The 16156-nt window shown below is 41.4% G+C and carries 11 protein-coding genes and 1 rRNA gene; 9 read left to right on the top strand and 3 right to left on the bottom strand.

Features of this window, described 5'->3' with window-relative positions:
* Positions 1-202: 202 nt before the first annotated feature.
* The 4 genes from rrf to ATK78_RS16740 all read left to right on the top strand — a co-directional run bounded on the left by rrf (position 203) and on the right by ATK78_RS16740 (position 3883).
* Positions 203-314: ribosomal RNA gene (gene rrf / locus ATK78_RS16755) — 5S ribosomal RNA — on the top strand.
* A gap of 349 nt (positions 315-663) precedes the next feature.
* Complete coding sequence (locus tag ATK78_RS16750) at positions 664-2424, top strand: S8 family peptidase (RefSeq protein ID WP_133577255.1); 1761 nt, start codon at positions 664-666, stop codon at positions 2422-2424.
* Between the two features lies 1 nt (position 2425).
* Positions 2426-2611: a LytTR family transcriptional regulator DNA-binding domain-containing protein gene (locus ATK78_RS16745; RefSeq protein WP_133577254.1), complete on the top strand. Its 186-nt coding sequence runs from the start codon at positions 2426-2428 to the stop codon at positions 2609-2611.
* 81 nt (positions 2612-2692) lie between these two features.
* Positions 2693-3883, top strand: a complete 1191-nt coding sequence (locus ATK78_RS16740) for an aspartyl protease family protein (RefSeq protein WP_133577253.1) — start codon at positions 2693-2695, stop codon at positions 3881-3883.
* An 18-nt stretch (positions 3884-3901) separates the two neighbouring features.
* Here the strand turns inward: ATK78_RS16740 and ATK78_RS16735 are convergent, their stop codons facing one another.
* From ATK78_RS16735 to ATK78_RS16725, 3 genes are all read right to left on the bottom strand, one after another.
* A complete protein-coding gene (locus tag ATK78_RS16735; RefSeq protein ID WP_133577252.1) occupies positions 3902-4531 on the bottom strand; it encodes a hypothetical protein in 630 nt (209 codons plus the stop codon).
* Between the two features lie 222 nt (positions 4532-4753).
* Positions 4754-5728, bottom strand: a complete 975-nt coding sequence (locus ATK78_RS16730; RefSeq protein WP_133577251.1) for a family 43 glycosylhydrolase — start codon at positions 5726-5728, stop codon at positions 4754-4756.
* An 18-nt stretch (positions 5729-5746) separates the two neighbouring features.
* Positions 5747-7291 (bottom strand): alpha-N-arabinofuranosidase, encoded by a 1545-nt coding sequence (locus tag ATK78_RS16725; protein ID WP_133577250.1) that lies wholly within the window; start codon positions 7289-7291, stop codon positions 5747-5749.
* 368 nt (positions 7292-7659) lie between these two features.
* Between ATK78_RS16725 and ATK78_RS16720 the strand changes: the two genes are divergently transcribed.
* The 5 genes from ATK78_RS16720 to ATK78_RS16700 all read left to right on the top strand — a co-directional run bounded on the left by ATK78_RS16720 (position 7660) and on the right by ATK78_RS16700 (position 15703).
* Complete coding sequence (locus tag ATK78_RS16720; protein ID WP_133577249.1) at positions 7660-9639, top strand: alpha-L-arabinofuranosidase C-terminal domain-containing protein; 1980 nt, start codon at positions 7660-7662, stop codon at positions 9637-9639.
* Positions 9640-9843: 204 nt separating this feature from the next.
* Positions 9844-12012: a family 43 glycosylhydrolase gene (locus ATK78_RS16715; RefSeq protein WP_208112384.1), complete on the top strand. Its 2169-nt coding sequence runs from the start codon at positions 9844-9846 to the stop codon at positions 12010-12012.
* A gap of 3 nt (positions 12013-12015) precedes the next feature.
* On the top strand, positions 12016-13131 hold the full coding sequence (locus tag ATK78_RS16710) for a glycoside hydrolase family 88/105 protein (protein WP_133577248.1): 1116 nt from the start codon (positions 12016-12018) through the stop codon (positions 13129-13131).
* Positions 13128-14372, top strand: coding sequence for a DUF2264 domain-containing protein (locus ATK78_RS16705; RefSeq protein WP_133577247.1), 1245 nt, complete (start codon positions 13128-13130; stop codon positions 14370-14372). The genes ATK78_RS16710 and ATK78_RS16705 overlap by 4 nt, the downstream gene beginning before the upstream one ends.
* 20 nt (positions 14373-14392) lie before the next feature.
* Positions 14393-15703, top strand: a complete 1311-nt coding sequence (locus ATK78_RS16700; RefSeq protein WP_133577246.1) for a BNR repeat-containing protein — start codon at positions 14393-14395, stop codon at positions 15701-15703.
* Positions 15704-16156: the final 453 nt, after the last annotated feature.

The following is a 16156-nucleotide window of genomic DNA, read 5'->3' as shown; positions in this document are numbered from 1 at the left end:
GCAGACTACTACGTTGATAGGTTACAGATGTAAAGGTGGTGACATCAAAGTCGAGTAATACTAATCATCCGAAGCTTTCAAGAGCATAGAACTGTTGTTTGTTCTTCCTAACTAACTTCTTTCAATAATATGTCATTGTTATGGACAGTTGCAGTATACCGTAAGGTAAGTACAGCGGGATGTCCGTTAACATTAAAAATATTCAGGTGCCTATATCGGTGGTGTCCACCTCTTCCCATTCCGAACAGAGAAGTTAAGCCCACCAGAGCCGATGGTACTGCGGTAACACGTGGGAGAGTAGGTCGGTGCCAGATCTTAAAAGAAACCCTGTAGCTAATGCTGCAGGGTTTTCTTGTTTATAACCGTTTTTAAAATTATAACAGGTTTCAAATCATACTTTCATTGAGCAGATCTTTAAAGTATTGAACCATTTTTTTAGGAAATGTTAAATATGGTTAAAAACATAATGATTTCTTTGCCCTTGTATTGTATTTCAAAATAGTTCAACTATATCGCTTTTTAATTGTTATGTACGTGAATTGTACGATTTAAAATACACTATTTAATCTCCTGGATTGAATGTTAAAAAATGCTAAATCTTTACTCAAACATAATTAAAACCGTATAATTGTATTTTACGTTAATTCTAAAAAGCACTTAAAAATGAAATTTAAAGAGATATGGGTTGTTGGGCTTCTTTTGTTCTTGAATGCTGCTGCGTTTTCGCAAAGTAAAGATGTTAAGCTTCCTGCCAACTGGTATAACCTCGACCTTGTTAAGGATGGTTATTTCGGTATCAGTACAGAAAAAGCATACACGGAATTACTCAAAAATAAAAAGCCAAAGGAAAAGATAATCGTTGCTGTTATTGATGGTGGTGTAGATGTTAATCACGAAGATCTGAAAGATGTGCTGTGGACCAATAAAAAGGAGATCCCTGGTAATGGTATTGATGACGATGGCAATGGTTATATTGATGATGTGCATGGATGGAATTTCATCGGTTCTAAAAAGGGTGATCTTGCTTATGACAACCTTGAACTTGTAAGGATCTTAAGAGATTATGCACCTAAATACAGATCTACCATCAGATCTACCGTATTAGACAGTACACAGAAAGAGGAATTTGCATTGTATACACGTGCTAATGCAGAATTTGGACAAAAATATAATGTCGCACACCAGACGTTCAGCATTTACAGCATGATCAAGAAGGTTATGGATTCGGTAGCTATGATCAATAATAAAGCGGTGCCTTCACTGGAAGATTTGGATCGCTATACAGCAGATAGCGAAGAAGAGGAACAAATCAAAAAGATCATTCGTGGTGGTGCAAAAGATAGTCATGGCATCGATAAGTTCTATAAAGAAGTGAAAGAGGCCTATAAGCAATACGATGTGATGCTTCGTTACAATCTGAACATTGCATATGACCAGAGAAAAGAACTTGTTGGTGATGATTATGCCAATGCAAAAGAGCGGTTCTATGGCAACAATGATGTGTCCGGACCAAATGCTGAGCATGGCTCGCATGTATCTGGTATCATTGGAGCGAACAGAAGCAATAATATTGGAATTAATGGTGTTGCCAATAATGTAAGCATCATGGCGATCCGCGTTGTTCCTGAAGGTGACGAACGTGATAAGGATGTGGCCAATGGAATCCGCTATGCGGTAGATAATGGTGCCAGGGTAATTAGCATGAGTTTCGGTAAGGGCTTTAAATGGAATAAGGAAGTGGTGGATGAAGCCGTTAAGTATGCGGAAGAAAAAGGCGTGTTGTTGGTGCATGCGGCAGGAAATGATAATGCCAATAACGATATTACAGAAAATTATCCTACTAAATACTACGATAGCCCCGAAGCACTCGCTCATAAAAAAGAGATGAAGAAGAAAGCAGCTGCTGTTATTCCATTTAAACCTACTCCTCAAATGCAGCAGCAGGGAATGATGGGCAGACCTTCAAGATCTGCACCTGTTAAACCTGTGATGGATACGGTTAAGTTTACTTTACCGCATGCCAATAACTGGATTGAGGTAGGCGCGAGCGCTTATGCGAACGACGCATCACTAAAAGCTGATTTTTCGAACTATGGGAAGAATACGGTTGATGTATTTGCTCCTGGATTTATGATCAACTCTACCGTTCCTGGTTCCAAGTATGAGGAATTTGATGGAACAAGTATGGCTGCCCCTGTGGTTTCCGGACTGTCGGCATTGATTTTAAGCTACTATCCGAAGCTGAAACCTTTTGAAGTCAGAGATATCATTATGAAGTCCGTGACCAAGGTGACTCAAAAGGTTAAAAATAAGAATGAAAGGGATGAGAGCATTCGGGTTCCATTTACTGACCTTTGTGTTAGTGGTGGAATAGTAAATGCATACGAAGCGTTAAAACTTGCTGAGAAGTATCCTCAAAAATAGAATGCGGGTTAGTAATTTGGAGAAGATCCTTCCTGAAGATCTTTTTATACAGATCCACCGGTCTTACATTGTATCTCAGCAAAAAAACAGCTACCTGGAAGGGAACTTTCTAAAAATAAATGAAATTGAACTGCCTATTGGCCAGACCTATAAAGAATTGGTTTATAATAAGCTGAATGCAAAATAAAAACGATCAGGTGCAGAATTTTAAGCTTAAATAACTGTTAATTAAACGCAAAGCGTATATTGGGTTAAATCAAGCTGATTTATGAAAAATATCCTTTGTGTCCTCCTGCTTTCGATCATTTTATGCTCTTGTAGTCCGGTTAAGAATATTCTTCAGGCAGGAAGCCTGAAGCAGACCGACTTTGTAGAGAAGATCCCTTTCAATTTTGACAATGGTGTTCCGGTTATACAGGTAAGCATTGGCGGCAAGAGTTATAATTTTTTGCTGGATACTGGTGCACCGACAGTGCTTTCTACCGAACTGGCGGCTATCTTGAATTTGAAAGCGCAAACGAATTCAACTACGGCAGATTCACAGGGCAATAAGAATAAGGAAGAATTGGTTGTGATCCCAAACATTCAAATTGGGAAGCTTAGTTTTGAGAACACTGGTGCTTTAGTGATGGATATTCATAAAGTATTTGAAATGCGCTGCTTAAAATTTGACGGGATTATCGGTGCCAATCAAATGGCCAAAGCCATCTGGCAGCTTGATTATAAGAATAGGTTGGTAACTATTAGTAATGACCTGTCGAATTTTACGATTGCTGAAAATACCGCTGTCGTAGATTTTAGCCCTAAAAAGATCCAAAACACACCCTTGGTTCCAATTAAAATAGGAAATAAAACAACACTGGTTACTTTCGATACCGGTTCTAACGGAAGTTTATATTTAGGGGCATCTGGTTATAAGGAAGTCATTAAAGATTTTAAAAGTATACAATCTTACGGAAGTACAAGTGCTGGTTTGTATGGTGGAAGAAAAGACTTGACAAATATCCATTCAAAGGTGCCTGCTCTGGAAATGGGACCAGTTGTGCTAAAGGACCAGGTCTTTGAATTCAGAGAAAATGGATCAAGCATTCTAGGCAATCGTTTTTTGAAAAATTATAAAGTTGTCATCGATTGGAATACACATAAAATTTATATGACCAAAGAATCTGAATTTGATGAAACCAAGCTTAAGCGATTTGGCTTTAACGTTAAATTTGTAAATAATAAGCCAGTTGTCGGAGCGATCTATAAGAACTCTGATGCAGAAAAGGCCGGGCTTTTATTAAGTGAAGAGATTGTTGACATAGATGGAACAGATCTTTCTAATTTGACTGAAGATGAAGCGTGCAGTTATGCATTTAAAAGTATTACTGCGGGTAAGGATACCGCAAAAGTTACCATTTTAAGGGCAGGTAAAAAGGTTGAATTTAATTTGAGATCATCGATCTTATTGGAATAAAAGCCCAAACTTTCTTATTTATTCGTATACTTTATGGTATCCAAATCCATAGGTAAGGCCAAGGCCGACAGTGCTGAATTTAGAAATATTTCCATATAATTTGAATCCTATGCTTCCGCTGAATGCTGTTGGTTTATCAACGCGAAAAATGCCAAGGATACGGTCGCGTTTAATCTTATTAAACCATTTGATATTAAATTCTAAAGGAATGCCTGTATAATTGTATACTTCCCGTCCGAATGTTTTATCTGCATATTCTACAGTTTTGTGACTCTGTGATACTCCTGCAGAAATGCTGTATGAATGACCCTTAGTGATGCGTCTCCATCCATATAAAGCAGCAACTTCAGTTGTAAGTTCTGTACGGTCTATGAACGGGAAAAGCCAGGTGAATTTATCGGGGTCTGTACTTAGCTCAATTGATCCTGAATAGCGAAGACTGAACAATTGTTTTTTGTACTGATAGTTTAAAGAAAGACCACCATCTACCCCCGCAGAGTAACCGGCATAAATTTCTAAAAAGACAATTGAGTTTAGTTTTATTTGATTTAGTGTATCTTTTTGCGTGGATACTGAGGAACTGTCGCGCTGTGCAAAACTATAGCTGTATACACTACATAAAATCAGGAGAAGCGTAATTTTTTTCATAAATAGTTTTGACCAAGATATACAATTTTATTTATTAATTCCAAGTAGTGGTCTGATTTTCAGTGGTATTGAACTCTTAAGTGTAATATTCCATTGGTTATTTTTCTTAAGATTTAGAATGTTGATCACTATTGGGAGCATTGATCATTGATTATGTCGTTGATCATCATTTATGAGCGTTGATCATTATTTAGAATATTGATTATTTATGAGCGTTGATCATTATTGTATAACTGGCCAGCCGTTCTTCCAGTTTAGATTTTCGATACGGAGTTTGGCTCTACCTTTATCTGCTGCTGAATAACCATGGAAAATGAGGTAATCCTGGCCATCGAAATTGACTACTGCATTATGGCCTGCCCCATACCAATTCTGATCACCTTCCAGTACAATATCTCCTCCGCCAGACTTCATCGCGACGCCTTTAGAATCTACATAAGGACCCGGTAATTCTTTAGACCGTCCAACAATGATCTTATAGGTGCTCTGTTCACCCTTACAGCAATAATCGATGGAAGCAAAGAGATAAAAGTATTCTCCTTTTCGAAACACAAATGGCGCCTCTATCGCATTTTCCCTCGTTTGTCTGCTTGCAATGGTCTCCATTGTATTTACTGGCTGATCAATATGCAGACGGTCCCTGGTTAAGCGCACCATTTTTAACCCTTCCCAAAATGACCCAAAAGTAAGGTAGGGTGTTCCGTCACGGTCTGCAATCAAATTCGGATCGATTGCATTCCAGTTGGTTTTTCCTGGTACAGATCCAATTACCTGACCATGATCCACCCAGGAATATGCTGGATCGTTTGTGTTTAAGGTGGTATTTGTGGCGACCCCGATGCAGGAATTGTTCTTGCCAAAGGTAGATATGGAATAGTATAAATAGTACCGCTCGTCATGCCAGGAGATATCTGGTGCCCAGATGATATTTTTGAATCCGGGAACCGCAGTAACTGCCCATTGCGGCGCGCTGGAAAAGACGGCTGGTTCTGCTTTCCAATGCTGCTTGTCTGCAGACGACCATACTGCAATTCCATTACCTGTACAGTAGATATAATATATACTATCCTGCTTAATCATTACCGGATCGTGTACAGGGATATTCATCTTTAGCTCCTGTGCATAAGCATGGATGCTGAACAGAAAGATACAACAGAAAAAAAGATAGCAACTGGATTTAATGCTTTTCGCTTTCATGCGCTGTTTGGCTATTGTTTAATTGAGGGTTAGTACAACAATAGATGTTGCAGGCAGGGACAAGTTAAGCTGATTATTCTTAAGTGCAGCTCCTTTAAATACATTGGGTTTTATTTTATCCGGCTCAGTAAAAGAATTATGATCCTGCAGTTTTGCAGACGACAGAATCCTGCCGGTTACCGAACGGTATTTCCCATCACCAAGGTCGATAGTTACGGGTTGTGCATTTTTGGCGCTGATGTTTGTAAGTGAGATGTGTACTACTCCTGTTTTGTCTTTAGAAACGGACGCAGAAACTGCGGGTAGTTTTTCCGTACCCAGCGTATATTCTTCCGACTGGATGCTTACCGGTATTCGCAGGGCATCCTGGTGTACGTTATACATTTCCATTACATGGTAGGTGGGTGTGAGGATCATTTTTTCTTTATTGGTTAGGATCACTGCTTGTAATACATTGATGCATTGAGCCAGGTTGGCCATGCGTACCCGATCACTGTGGTTATTGAAGATATTTAGTGTGACCCCGGCGATCATCGCATCCCGAATGGTATTTTGCTGATACAGGAAACCTGGATTTGTACCTTTTTCAACATCATACCAGCCGCCCCATTCATCTACTACCAGTGCAATCTTTTTACCTGGATCATATTTGTCCATAATAGCCGAGTGCTTCGTTACCAGTTCTTCCATCCGCCATGCCGTTTTCATGGTCTTAAAGTACTGTTGTTCTGTGAAATTGGTTGCTGATCCTTTTTTTGACCATTCCACAAATGAATAATGATGCAGCGCAACTCCTTCCACCATGTTCTTAGGAATTCCTTTCATTAGCGTTTCTGTCCAGTGGTAATCGTCTACGTTGGCTCCTGATGCTACACGGAACAGTTTATCGGAGTTTGTCCAGTCCGTCATGAAGGTGGCATATTTTCTATATTCATTGACATAGTACTCTGGTGTCATGTTACCGCCACAGCCCCATGCTTCATTTCCTACACCCCAAAACCTTACCTTCCATGGCTTTTCCCTGCCATTTTTTCGGCGCAGATCAGACATTGGGTTCTTAGTGTCTGTACTTACATATTGTACCCAGTCTGCCAGTTCCTGTACGGTTCCACTTCCTATATTTCCGGCCATATACGGATCGGCATCCAGCAACTCGCAAAGGTTTAGGAAGTCGTGGGTGCCAAAGCTGTTATCCTCCAGTGATCCGCCCCACCAGCGGTTGACAATAGCCGGGCGACCGGTCTTTTCCCCAATCCCGTCTTTCCAATGGTAAGTGTCGGCAAAGCATCCTCCAGGCCATCGCAGCGAAGGGATCTTCATTATTTTTAGCGCGGCTATAATGTCATTGCGTACGCCATTGGTGTTTGAGATCCGTGAGGTATCACCTACATAAAAACCTCCATAGATGCCGCTACCCAGATGTTCTGCAAAGTGGCTGTATATATACTTGCTTATGGTTGCAGGTGGATCTCCATTGGTATTTATAAATTGAATTTTGGTTTGTGCAGTAAGCTTGCTGCTCAGGGCAAAGAACAGCAGGATAAACGGGAGTATTTTTTTCATAAAAAGGAATATATTGATTTGGTTTTAACCTTAGCTTGATCTTAAGTTTTGATACGTACTTTCAAAGCTGTTATTCAAAGCGGTTATTCAAAGTTACATAAAATAATAAATGTTAGTTTGACGTTTAATATATTTTTTCTACATTGGTCTTAATTTGATCTGCAACATTAATAATTTACGTGTTGCTGAGCGGATTGGAAATTTAACCAAATATATGAGCCTGTATAATTCTTATTTTAAACTACCCCTTACCCTGGGTTTTTTAGCGATGCCATTAGGGTTGCGGTATAAATATGTTTAGACGAAGCGTTCTGCCAGGAAAGGCAACAGGACTAAATAGACAGATTGAAAATATAACACCGCCTGAAATGAATTTTAAAAAAAACATCATCTTCTTACTGGTACTGTGTACTGTAATTCGTGTCAATGCGCAGAAAAAAGAAGGTATACTGGTGCGGGCTGGCAAAGCTGATACAGAAATTGCATCAACCATGTGGGGGGTATTCTTTGAAGACATCAACATGGGTGCAGATGGTGGTATTTATGCAGAATTGGTTAAAAACCGATCCTTTGAATTTGCTAAACCGCTCATGGGATGGTCTGTAAAGGGGAAAAAGATCGCTGAGGGCGATGTGCTGGTACTGAACCGGCAGGAAAATCAGGTTGCCAACCCCCGTTTTTTAAGGTTAAATGTTAATGCCGCTATGAAAGGTGACGTGGGTATCATCAATGAAGGGTTTAAGGGGATGGGCATTAAAAAAGGTGTTCGTTACGACTTCTCCTTAATGTACAGGCAGCAGCGCAGCCATGTTACCTTATACGTTTCGCTAACTGATGAACAAAATAATACGATTGCTGAAACGCACTTTAAACTTGCGGATACATCCGGAACCTGGCAAAAGCAGGGGATGAGCTTTGATGCAACGGATGCTTCCGGAAAAGCGAAACTGAACATTTGGTTTGAAGGTACGGGTTTATTGGATTTGGATATGATCTCTTTATTTCCTTCTGATACCTGGAAAGGACGTAAGGGAGGCATGCGCTCAGATATGATCCAGATGCTTGCCGATATGAAACCTGGATTTATTCGTTTTCCGGGTGGGTGCATTGTGGAAGGCATTGACCTGGCAAACCGGTACCAGTGGAAAAAAACAATTGGTCCGATTGAAGAACGACAGCTGATCATGAACCGCTGGAATGTAGAATTCAGTCATCGCCCTGCGCCAGACTATTTTCAGACCTTCGGGCTTGGCTTTTTTGAATATTTTCAATTGGCGGAAGACCTTGGTGCAGCACCGCTGCCTATTCTGAATTGTGGTATGGCCTGTCAGTTTAATACCGCAGAAGTGGTTCCCTTAGAACAGTTGGATCCTTATGTGCAGGATGCGCTTGATCTAATTGAGTTTGCCAATGGTGATGTAACTTCTGAGTGGGGTAGTGTAAGGGCAAAAATGGGGCATTCTAAGCCTTTTAACTTAAAATATTTAGGCATTGGAAATGAAAACTGGGGACCTCAGTATGTGGAGCGTGCCAAGGTTTTTCAACAAGCCATTAAAGCAAAATACCCGGAGATCCAGCTCATTTATAGTTCAGGCACAGACCCGGATAGTGAACGCTTCCGCTATTTAAATGGCGAACTGCGTGCGATGGATGCGAATGTTATTGATGAACATTATTACCGATCGCCGGATTGGTTCCTTAAAAATGCAGGCCGCTATGATCAGTATGACCGAAATGGGCCTAAGATTTTTGCTGGCGAATATGCAGCCCATGTTGATGGTAAGATTACCGGAAGCAATAGAAATATATGGCAGGCCGCCATTGCTGAAGCTGCTTTCATGACCGGACTGGAGCGTAACGCTGCAGTGGTCAACATGGCTTCTTATGCACCGCTGTTTGCCAATACAGAAGGCTGGCAATGGGCACCGGATCTAATTTGGGCAGATAATTTGAATGTATATGGCACACCCAATTACCTGGTGCAAAAACTGTTTTCTACCAATAAGGGTACGCACACACTTTCAGCATCAATAGACAATAAATCCATTTCAGGTGCTGATCAGCTGTATGTTTCTGCTGTGGCAGACCGTACAAAAAAAGAGATCATTATTAAACTGGTCAATACAGATACGGAATCAAAGATCAGGGAAATAACCCTGGATAGCTGGAAAAATATTGGAAGTTCTGGCAAGCTTACCGTATTAAAAGGGAATTTGACAGACCGGAATTCTATGGAGAACCCTGCGCTGGTCAGTCCCCAGGAGCAGGATATAAGGCTGAAGGGTAAAACGGCTACTGTTACATTACCTCCAAATTCACTGGTCATGCTTAAAGTAAAATACAATTAGTTTTCATGCTATTAGTAGTTGGTTCCATACTATTGCTGCCTGGAATCAGATGTTGTTGAAATGAAGCATAATATCATTAAATTCATACAGTTATTGCCGGGATAAGGTGTAATTGAATACTAAAATTAATATGGCGTATTACGGTTTTGGAATAAGATGTACCGGGAATAAATTATAATTGAAATACAGATATAAGAATACGGAATGAAGAATTTAAAAATGACCCATTTAATCAACGTTGTAATGAAGTGCTTCCTGCTGTTCCTGATTTGCTGTACATCCTTTTTGGGATATGCACAGCAAGCCATAAAGCCGGCAGCTTATCTATTTACCTATTTTACCGGAAACAGCGGGACACAAGAGTCCATTCGTTTTGCAATCAGTAAAGATGGGTATACTTACAAGGCATTGAATAATAACCAGCCGGTTATCAGTTCTGCGCTGATCAGTTCTACTGGCGGGGTACGCGATCCGCATATTTTACGTGGTGCGGATGGCAAGACTTTTTACATGGTTGTTACCGATATGGTGGCTGCGCAGGGATGGAGTTCAAACCGGGCGATGGTGCTGCTGAGATCTACAGACCTCATCAACTGGACCTCAAGTATTGTTAACATACAGAAAAGATTTCCCGGTCAGGAGAATTTGCTTCGTGTTTGGGCTCCCCAAACCATTTACGATGCCGAAGCTGGGAGGTATATGATCTATTGGTCTATGAAGCATGGTAATGATCCCGATATTATTTATTATGCGTATGCCAATAAAGACTTTACCGATCTGGAAACTACGCCCAAACAACTTTTTTTTAGTCCTACCAACGGAGCCTGTATTGATGGCGACATCGTATTCAATGACGGAAAGTATCATTTATTCTTTAAAACAGAAGGAGCGGGCTCGGGTATTAAGGTCGCCATTTCCGATAAACTGAAAGAAGGATACATGCTTCAGGAAGGCTATGTGCAGCAAACTACTGATCCTGTTGAAGGTGCCGGGGTTTTTAAGCTGAATACCGGTGATGGTTATATTTTAATGTATGATGTATATACGAAAGGCCGTTATCAGTTTACGAAGACTAAAGACCTAAAGCATTTTACAGTGGTTGACCATGAAGTGAAGATGGATTTTCACCCGCGCCATGGTACTGTGCTGCCCATCACTGCAGCGGAATCAGAAAGGCTGCTTCATAAATGGTATTCTGCTGAAAATGTAATGAAGTCGCCGCAATCAGAAGCTATTAAGAAGAATAACATCATTTTGGATACGGTAAATTCCAGCTTATACTTACCGGTAAAGAATGGTACGTTCTTAAGATCCTTTGACCCCGGATTCATTACTTTCCCCGGTATGGCTATCCAACCAAAGGGACCTTACAATTTTATAAATGGTCCGGTAAAAATTAAGGTTACTCTTCCTGGAAATAAGGAACAGATCTATACGGTTACTGCATCTGCTGATCTGAACCCTGTTTTGAACGGATACTACGCAGATCCGGAGATCCTGTATTCCAATAAGACCAAAAGATATTATATATATCCGACCTCGGATGGTTTTACCGGCTGGAGCGGAACCTATTTTAAAACCTTCTCTTCTGCTGATCTTGCGGAATGGAAAGATGAAGGTGTGATCGTTGATCTGCAGAAAGATGTGACATGGGCTAAAAAAAATGCATGGGCACCTACCATTGCTGAAAAGAAAGTGAATGGTGCCTATAAGTACTATTATTATTTTACTGCAGCACAAAAAATAGGCGTTGCCGTTGCCGATGATCCGGCAGGTCCGTTTAAGGATAGCGGGAGTCCGCTGATCTCTTCCAGGCCTCCGGGCATAAAAGGCGGACAAGAAATCGATCCGGATGTATTCACAGATCCAAAGACCGGTAATAGTTATCTGTATTGGGGCAATGGGTATTTGGCGGGTGCCTTGCTCAATCCGGATATGGTTTCTATTGATCAGGGCACTTTAAAAGTGATTACGCCTGACCGGACATTCCGGGAAGGCACAGAAGTGTTCTTTAGAAAGGGAAAGTATTACATCATGTGGTCTGAAAATGATACCCGCGATAAAAACTATGGGGTGAGATATGGCATTTCTGATTCCCCATTGGGTACCATTACCATTCCGCCCGATAACCTCATTCTTACCAAAGATGAAGGTCAGGGAATTTATGCTACAGGTCACAATGCGGTGATCCAGGTGCCTGGTAAAGATGAGTGGTATATTGTATATCATCGGTTTACCCGTCCGGCAGGTATTTTGATGGGGCAAGCTGCCGGATATAACAGAGAGGTTTGCCTGGATAAACTGGAGTTTAATGCTGATGGCAGTATTAAATCTGTCAAGCCTACATTGAAGGGGGTTAAACTAATTAAATAAACGATGAAAAGGATATTTGTTCTTTTATTGGCTGTTACCATGCTGCAGGTTTCCGCGCAGGATAAGACATCCGTTTTAAAGCTGATTGACAAAGCAAACGGTTATTGGCAGCAGAAAAATAAACCGGAAGTAAGGGCTTTCTGGGATGAGGCTGCCTACCATACCGGAAATATGGAAGCTTTTGCCATTACCGGAAATGAAAGCTACAGGAAGTATTCAGAGGCATGGGCCATTCACAACCAGTGGATGGGTGCTAAGTCTAAGGATAAGCAAGCCTGGAAATATAAATATGGTGAAACGGACGATCATGTGCTTTTTGGCGATTGGCAGATTTGTTTTCAGACCTATATTGATCTTTACAATCTTCATCCTGAAAGCTACAAAATAGAAAGGGCCATAGAAGTTATGGCGTATCAAATGAGTACTGCTGCAAGTGACTACTGGTGGTGGGCAGATGGTTTGTATATGGTGATGCCGGTGATGACTAAATTGTATCGGGTGACTGGAAACCGGCTTTACCTGGATAAGCTCCATGAATATTTTGCTTATGCAAACCGCATCATGTACGACAAACAAGCCGGCTTATATTACCGGGATGCCAAGTATGTTTATCCCATGCATAAAAGTGTGAACGGCAAAAAAGATTTTTGGGCCAGGGGTGATGGTTGGGTATTTGCCGGTTTGGCCAAGGTGCTTAAGGACCTGCCTGCAGATGATCCATACCGCAAATTATACATTGCCCGGTATAAAGGTATGGCAAGGGCATTGGTGAAATGCCAGCAGGAGGAAGGATACTGGACCCGCAGCATGCTGGATAAAGATCATGCACCAGGACCAGAAACCAGCGGCACTGCATTTTTTACTTATGGATTGTTGTGGGGCATTAACAATGGTGTATTGAGTAAAAAAGCGTATCTTCCTGCAGCATTGAACGCCTGGAAATACCTTTCTGAAATGGCGCTGCAATCCGATGGAAAGGTTGGGTATGTACAACCGATTGGAGAAAAGGCAATTCCTGGTCAGGTAGTAAATGCAAGTTCTACATCCAATTTTGGTGTTGGGGCATTTTTGCTTGCCGGTTGCGAGCTGTATAGATTTTTAGATAAAGTTGAAAAATGAGCGGTTTTAGACTGTTATTTGTAGTGCTCCTTCTGATCCAGAGCGGAACTCTTTTTTCTCAGGGGAAGAAAGCTAAAGGAACAGTACCCGTGATCAGCGACCGCAAGTTCTGGTTAAAGGAAATGGATAAAATGGTGAAACCTGTTTTGTACAACCTGGCCAATGATAGTTTGCGGATCAATATGCCAAAGGTAACCTCCATTCATGTGGACAATAAGGCACAGCGGATCGAAGTCCAGTACCTGGAAGTTTTGGGCAGGGTAGTTTCTGGTATTGCCCCCTGGTTACAGCTTGAAGATGGAGATGCGGAAGAGGTTGCACTGCGCAGGCAATACAGACAATGGATCTTAATGGGGTTGGAACATGCGCTGGATTCTAATGCAAAAGATTTCATGCGTTTTGATACCGGAGGTCAGCAATTGGTGGATGCCTCTTTCCTCGCTTTAGGGCTGATCCGGGCACCATGGATTTGGGAGAACCTGGCTAAGAGAGAGAAGGAACGATTGGCAGGTTCCATTCGGATGACCCGTAAATTTAAGCCCGTATTTTCCAACTGGCTCCTTTTCTCTGCAGTTAATGAGGCTTTTTTGGCTAAATATGGATATGATTGGGATGCTATGCGGGTAGATTTTGCGTTGCAGCAAATGGAACAATGGTATGTAGGTGATGGAATGTATAAAGACGGACAATCGTATGCTTTTGACTATTACAACAGCTTTGTGATCCATCCGTATCTGGCTGCATTGTCTGATGTAATTGGAAAGAAGACCAATGGATATTCATCCATGTTTGAAAAGATCCGGAAACGCAATGCACGTTTTGCAGTTATCCAGGAACGATTGATCAATACGGATGGAACTTATCCGGCTACGGGAAGATCGCTGATCTATCGCGGAGCTGCTTTTCATCACCTTGCTGATATGGCACTACGTAATTCACTACCCAAAGAACTTTCTGCTGCACAGGTTCGCTGTGCCCTGACTGCGGTACTTAAAAAAACATTAGAAAGCCCAACTACGTATCAGAATGGATGGCTTAGCCTCGGACTTTATGGGTCTCAGCCCAATATTGGTGATTTTTATAACAACCAGGGCAGCCCATACCTTTGCACCAGTATCTTTTTGCCTTTAGGGCTTTCTGCCACTGATGCGTTCTGGTCAGACCCGGCTCAAAAATGGAGTGCCCAAAAGATTTGGAGCGGAGAAGATTTTCCGAATGACCACAGTGCTGACCTTAGATGATGATGATGAAATTTATGTTTATGAGTTGCCTGATGGCCTTGTGTTTTTCTGCCGCCGGGCAGGGCAATCCATCAGTAAGTACGATCGCAAATAATGGCTGGTCGAATAATTCTATAAATACGGTGATCTTTAGAAAGAATGCATTAGCAACGCATCAAAAAATACAGTATGCCGGATATTACGATGCCGATCAATATGTCGTTTTGGCCTGCCGGAACATCAATAGTGATCAGTGGACCGTACGCAGGAGCCAATATAAAGGCGATGCAGCGGATGCGCATAAATCCATTAGCATTCAAGTTGACGGAGCTGGTGTACTTCATGTAGCCTGGGGGCAGCATAATAATCCGTTGAATTATGCCAGAGCAATTGAACCCGGATCATTAGTCTTAGGTGAAAAGGAATATATGTTAGGAGAAAGAGAGCGGGAGCTGGAACAGAAAGTAACCTATCCCGAGTTTTACCGTTTAAAAAATGGTGATCTCCTGTTCTTTTACCGGGACGGCGGATCTGGAAACGGAAATTTGATGATTAACCGGTATGTAGTTAGGCAGCATGCCTGGCAGCGTGTACAAAATAATTTAATTGACGGAGCTGGCGAAAGAAATGCTTACTGGCAAACGGCTATTGATGAAAAAGGGACGATACATATATCCTGGGTATGGCGCGAGCGTCCGGATGTTGCCAGTAATCATGATCTGTGTTACGCCCGATCTTTTGATGGCGGAGTTAGCTGGGAAAAATCAAACGGCGAACGGTATGAACTGCCTATAAGATCCGGTAATGCTGAATATATATGCAGAATTCCACAGAACAGCGAACTGATCAACCAAACGTCAATGTTCGCCGATAAATCCGGCAGAACAGTAATTGCCGGGTACTGGAGAGATAAAGACAGCAATATTCCTCAATATCATGTCGTTTACCAGGAAGGTTCAGCATGGAAGGTGCAAAATTTAAACTTCCGTAAAACGCCCTTTAGCCTGAGCGGTACCGGTACAAAGCGTATTCCCATATCACGGCCGCAAATTGTGACCTGGAAGGAGAAGAATGCCTGGTGTACTGCCTTAATATTCAGGGATGAAGAACGGCAAAACAAGGTTTCTGTAGCGATAAATAAGAACATCACGATTAATAGCTGGACGTTTACAGACCTGAACAGCGATAGCCTTGGTGAATGGGAGCCTGCTTACGATACCGAACTCTGGAAATCTAAAAAGAGACTCGATCTGTTCATTCAGAAAGTAGTGCAGATTGATGGAGAGGGAAAGGCTAATAACAAACCTTCCGATATCCAGGTTCTGAGCTGGAAACCGGTAAGCCTAAAATAGCTGCGTTCTGAGAACCATTTCTGCAGCCGGTATTCGCTATCATCCGCTATGCTAAATTCTTACTACATTTTAACTATTTAGGTTAATATATGGTTATATCTTGTTAAGATTAGGCTATATATTTGAGGCAATAGTGAATACTTTTAATAAACGTCATTTAGACGATTAATTAAAGTGTTTTTTTCTTAATTGTGCTATAAACGAATACAATATCTTCTAACCAAACCAACTATAAACATGAACAAAAGCATAATCCATAATTCCATTTTCGAGCCTTAAGCATTTACCTGCCCTATTTTTTGAAATTTAATGCCAATGCGGCATCCCGGCTGGCCTATAACTGCTGCTGGAACCTGCTGACTTATTTTTAATATGCCTTTTTTGTGTATGTTTCTTATAGTCAGACATTTATTATATTGAGAACCAAATTTAAACCAAAATATGAACCACATC

It is taken from the genome of Pedobacter metabolipauper (genome assembly GCF_004362715.1).
In the GTDB taxonomy this organism is placed as follows: domain Bacteria; phylum Bacteroidota; class Bacteroidia; order Sphingobacteriales; family Sphingobacteriaceae; genus Pedobacter; species Pedobacter metabolipauper.
The sequence above is the reverse complement of the archived record's forward strand: the minus strand, read 5'-3'. Positions and strand labels throughout refer to the sequence as shown.

Bases quoted from the DNA above. Each gene is read 5' to 3' on its own strand.
- ATK78_RS16750 (WP_133577255.1), top strand. From the start codon at position 664: ATGAAATTTAAAGAGATATGGGTTGTTGGGCTTCTTTTGTTCTTGAAT.
- ATK78_RS16745 (WP_133577254.1), top strand. From the start codon at position 2,426: ATGCGGGTTAGTAATTTGGAGAAGATCCTTCCTGAAGATCTTTTTATA.
- ATK78_RS16740 (WP_133577253.1), top strand. From the start codon at position 2,693: ATGAAAAATATCCTTTGTGTCCTCCTGCTTTCGATCATTTTATGCTCT.
- ATK78_RS16735 (WP_133577252.1), bottom strand. From the start codon at position 4,531: ATGAAAAAAATTACGCTTCTCCTGATTTTATGTAGTGTATACAGCTAT.
- ATK78_RS16730 (WP_133577251.1), bottom strand. From the start codon at position 5,728: ATGAAAGCGAAAAGCATTAAATCCAGTTGCTATCTTTTTTTCTGTTGT.
- ATK78_RS16725 (WP_133577250.1), bottom strand. From the start codon at position 7,291: ATGAAAAAAATACTCCCGTTTATCCTGCTGTTCTTTGCCCTGAGCAGC.
- ATK78_RS16720 (WP_133577249.1), top strand. From the start codon at position 7,660: ATGAATTTTAAAAAAAACATCATCTTCTTACTGGTACTGTGTACTGTA.
- ATK78_RS16715 (WP_208112384.1), top strand. From the start codon at position 9,844: ATGAAGAATTTAAAAATGACCCATTTAATCAACGTTGTAATGAAGTGC.
- ATK78_RS16710 (WP_133577248.1), top strand. From the start codon at position 12,016: ATGAAAAGGATATTTGTTCTTTTATTGGCTGTTACCATGCTGCAGGTT.
- ATK78_RS16705 (WP_133577247.1), top strand. From the start codon at position 13,128: ATGAGCGGTTTTAGACTGTTATTTGTAGTGCTCCTTCTGATCCAGAGC.
- ATK78_RS16700 (WP_133577246.1), top strand. From the start codon at position 14,393: ATGAGTTGCCTGATGGCCTTGTGTTTTTCTGCCGCCGGGCAGGGCAAT.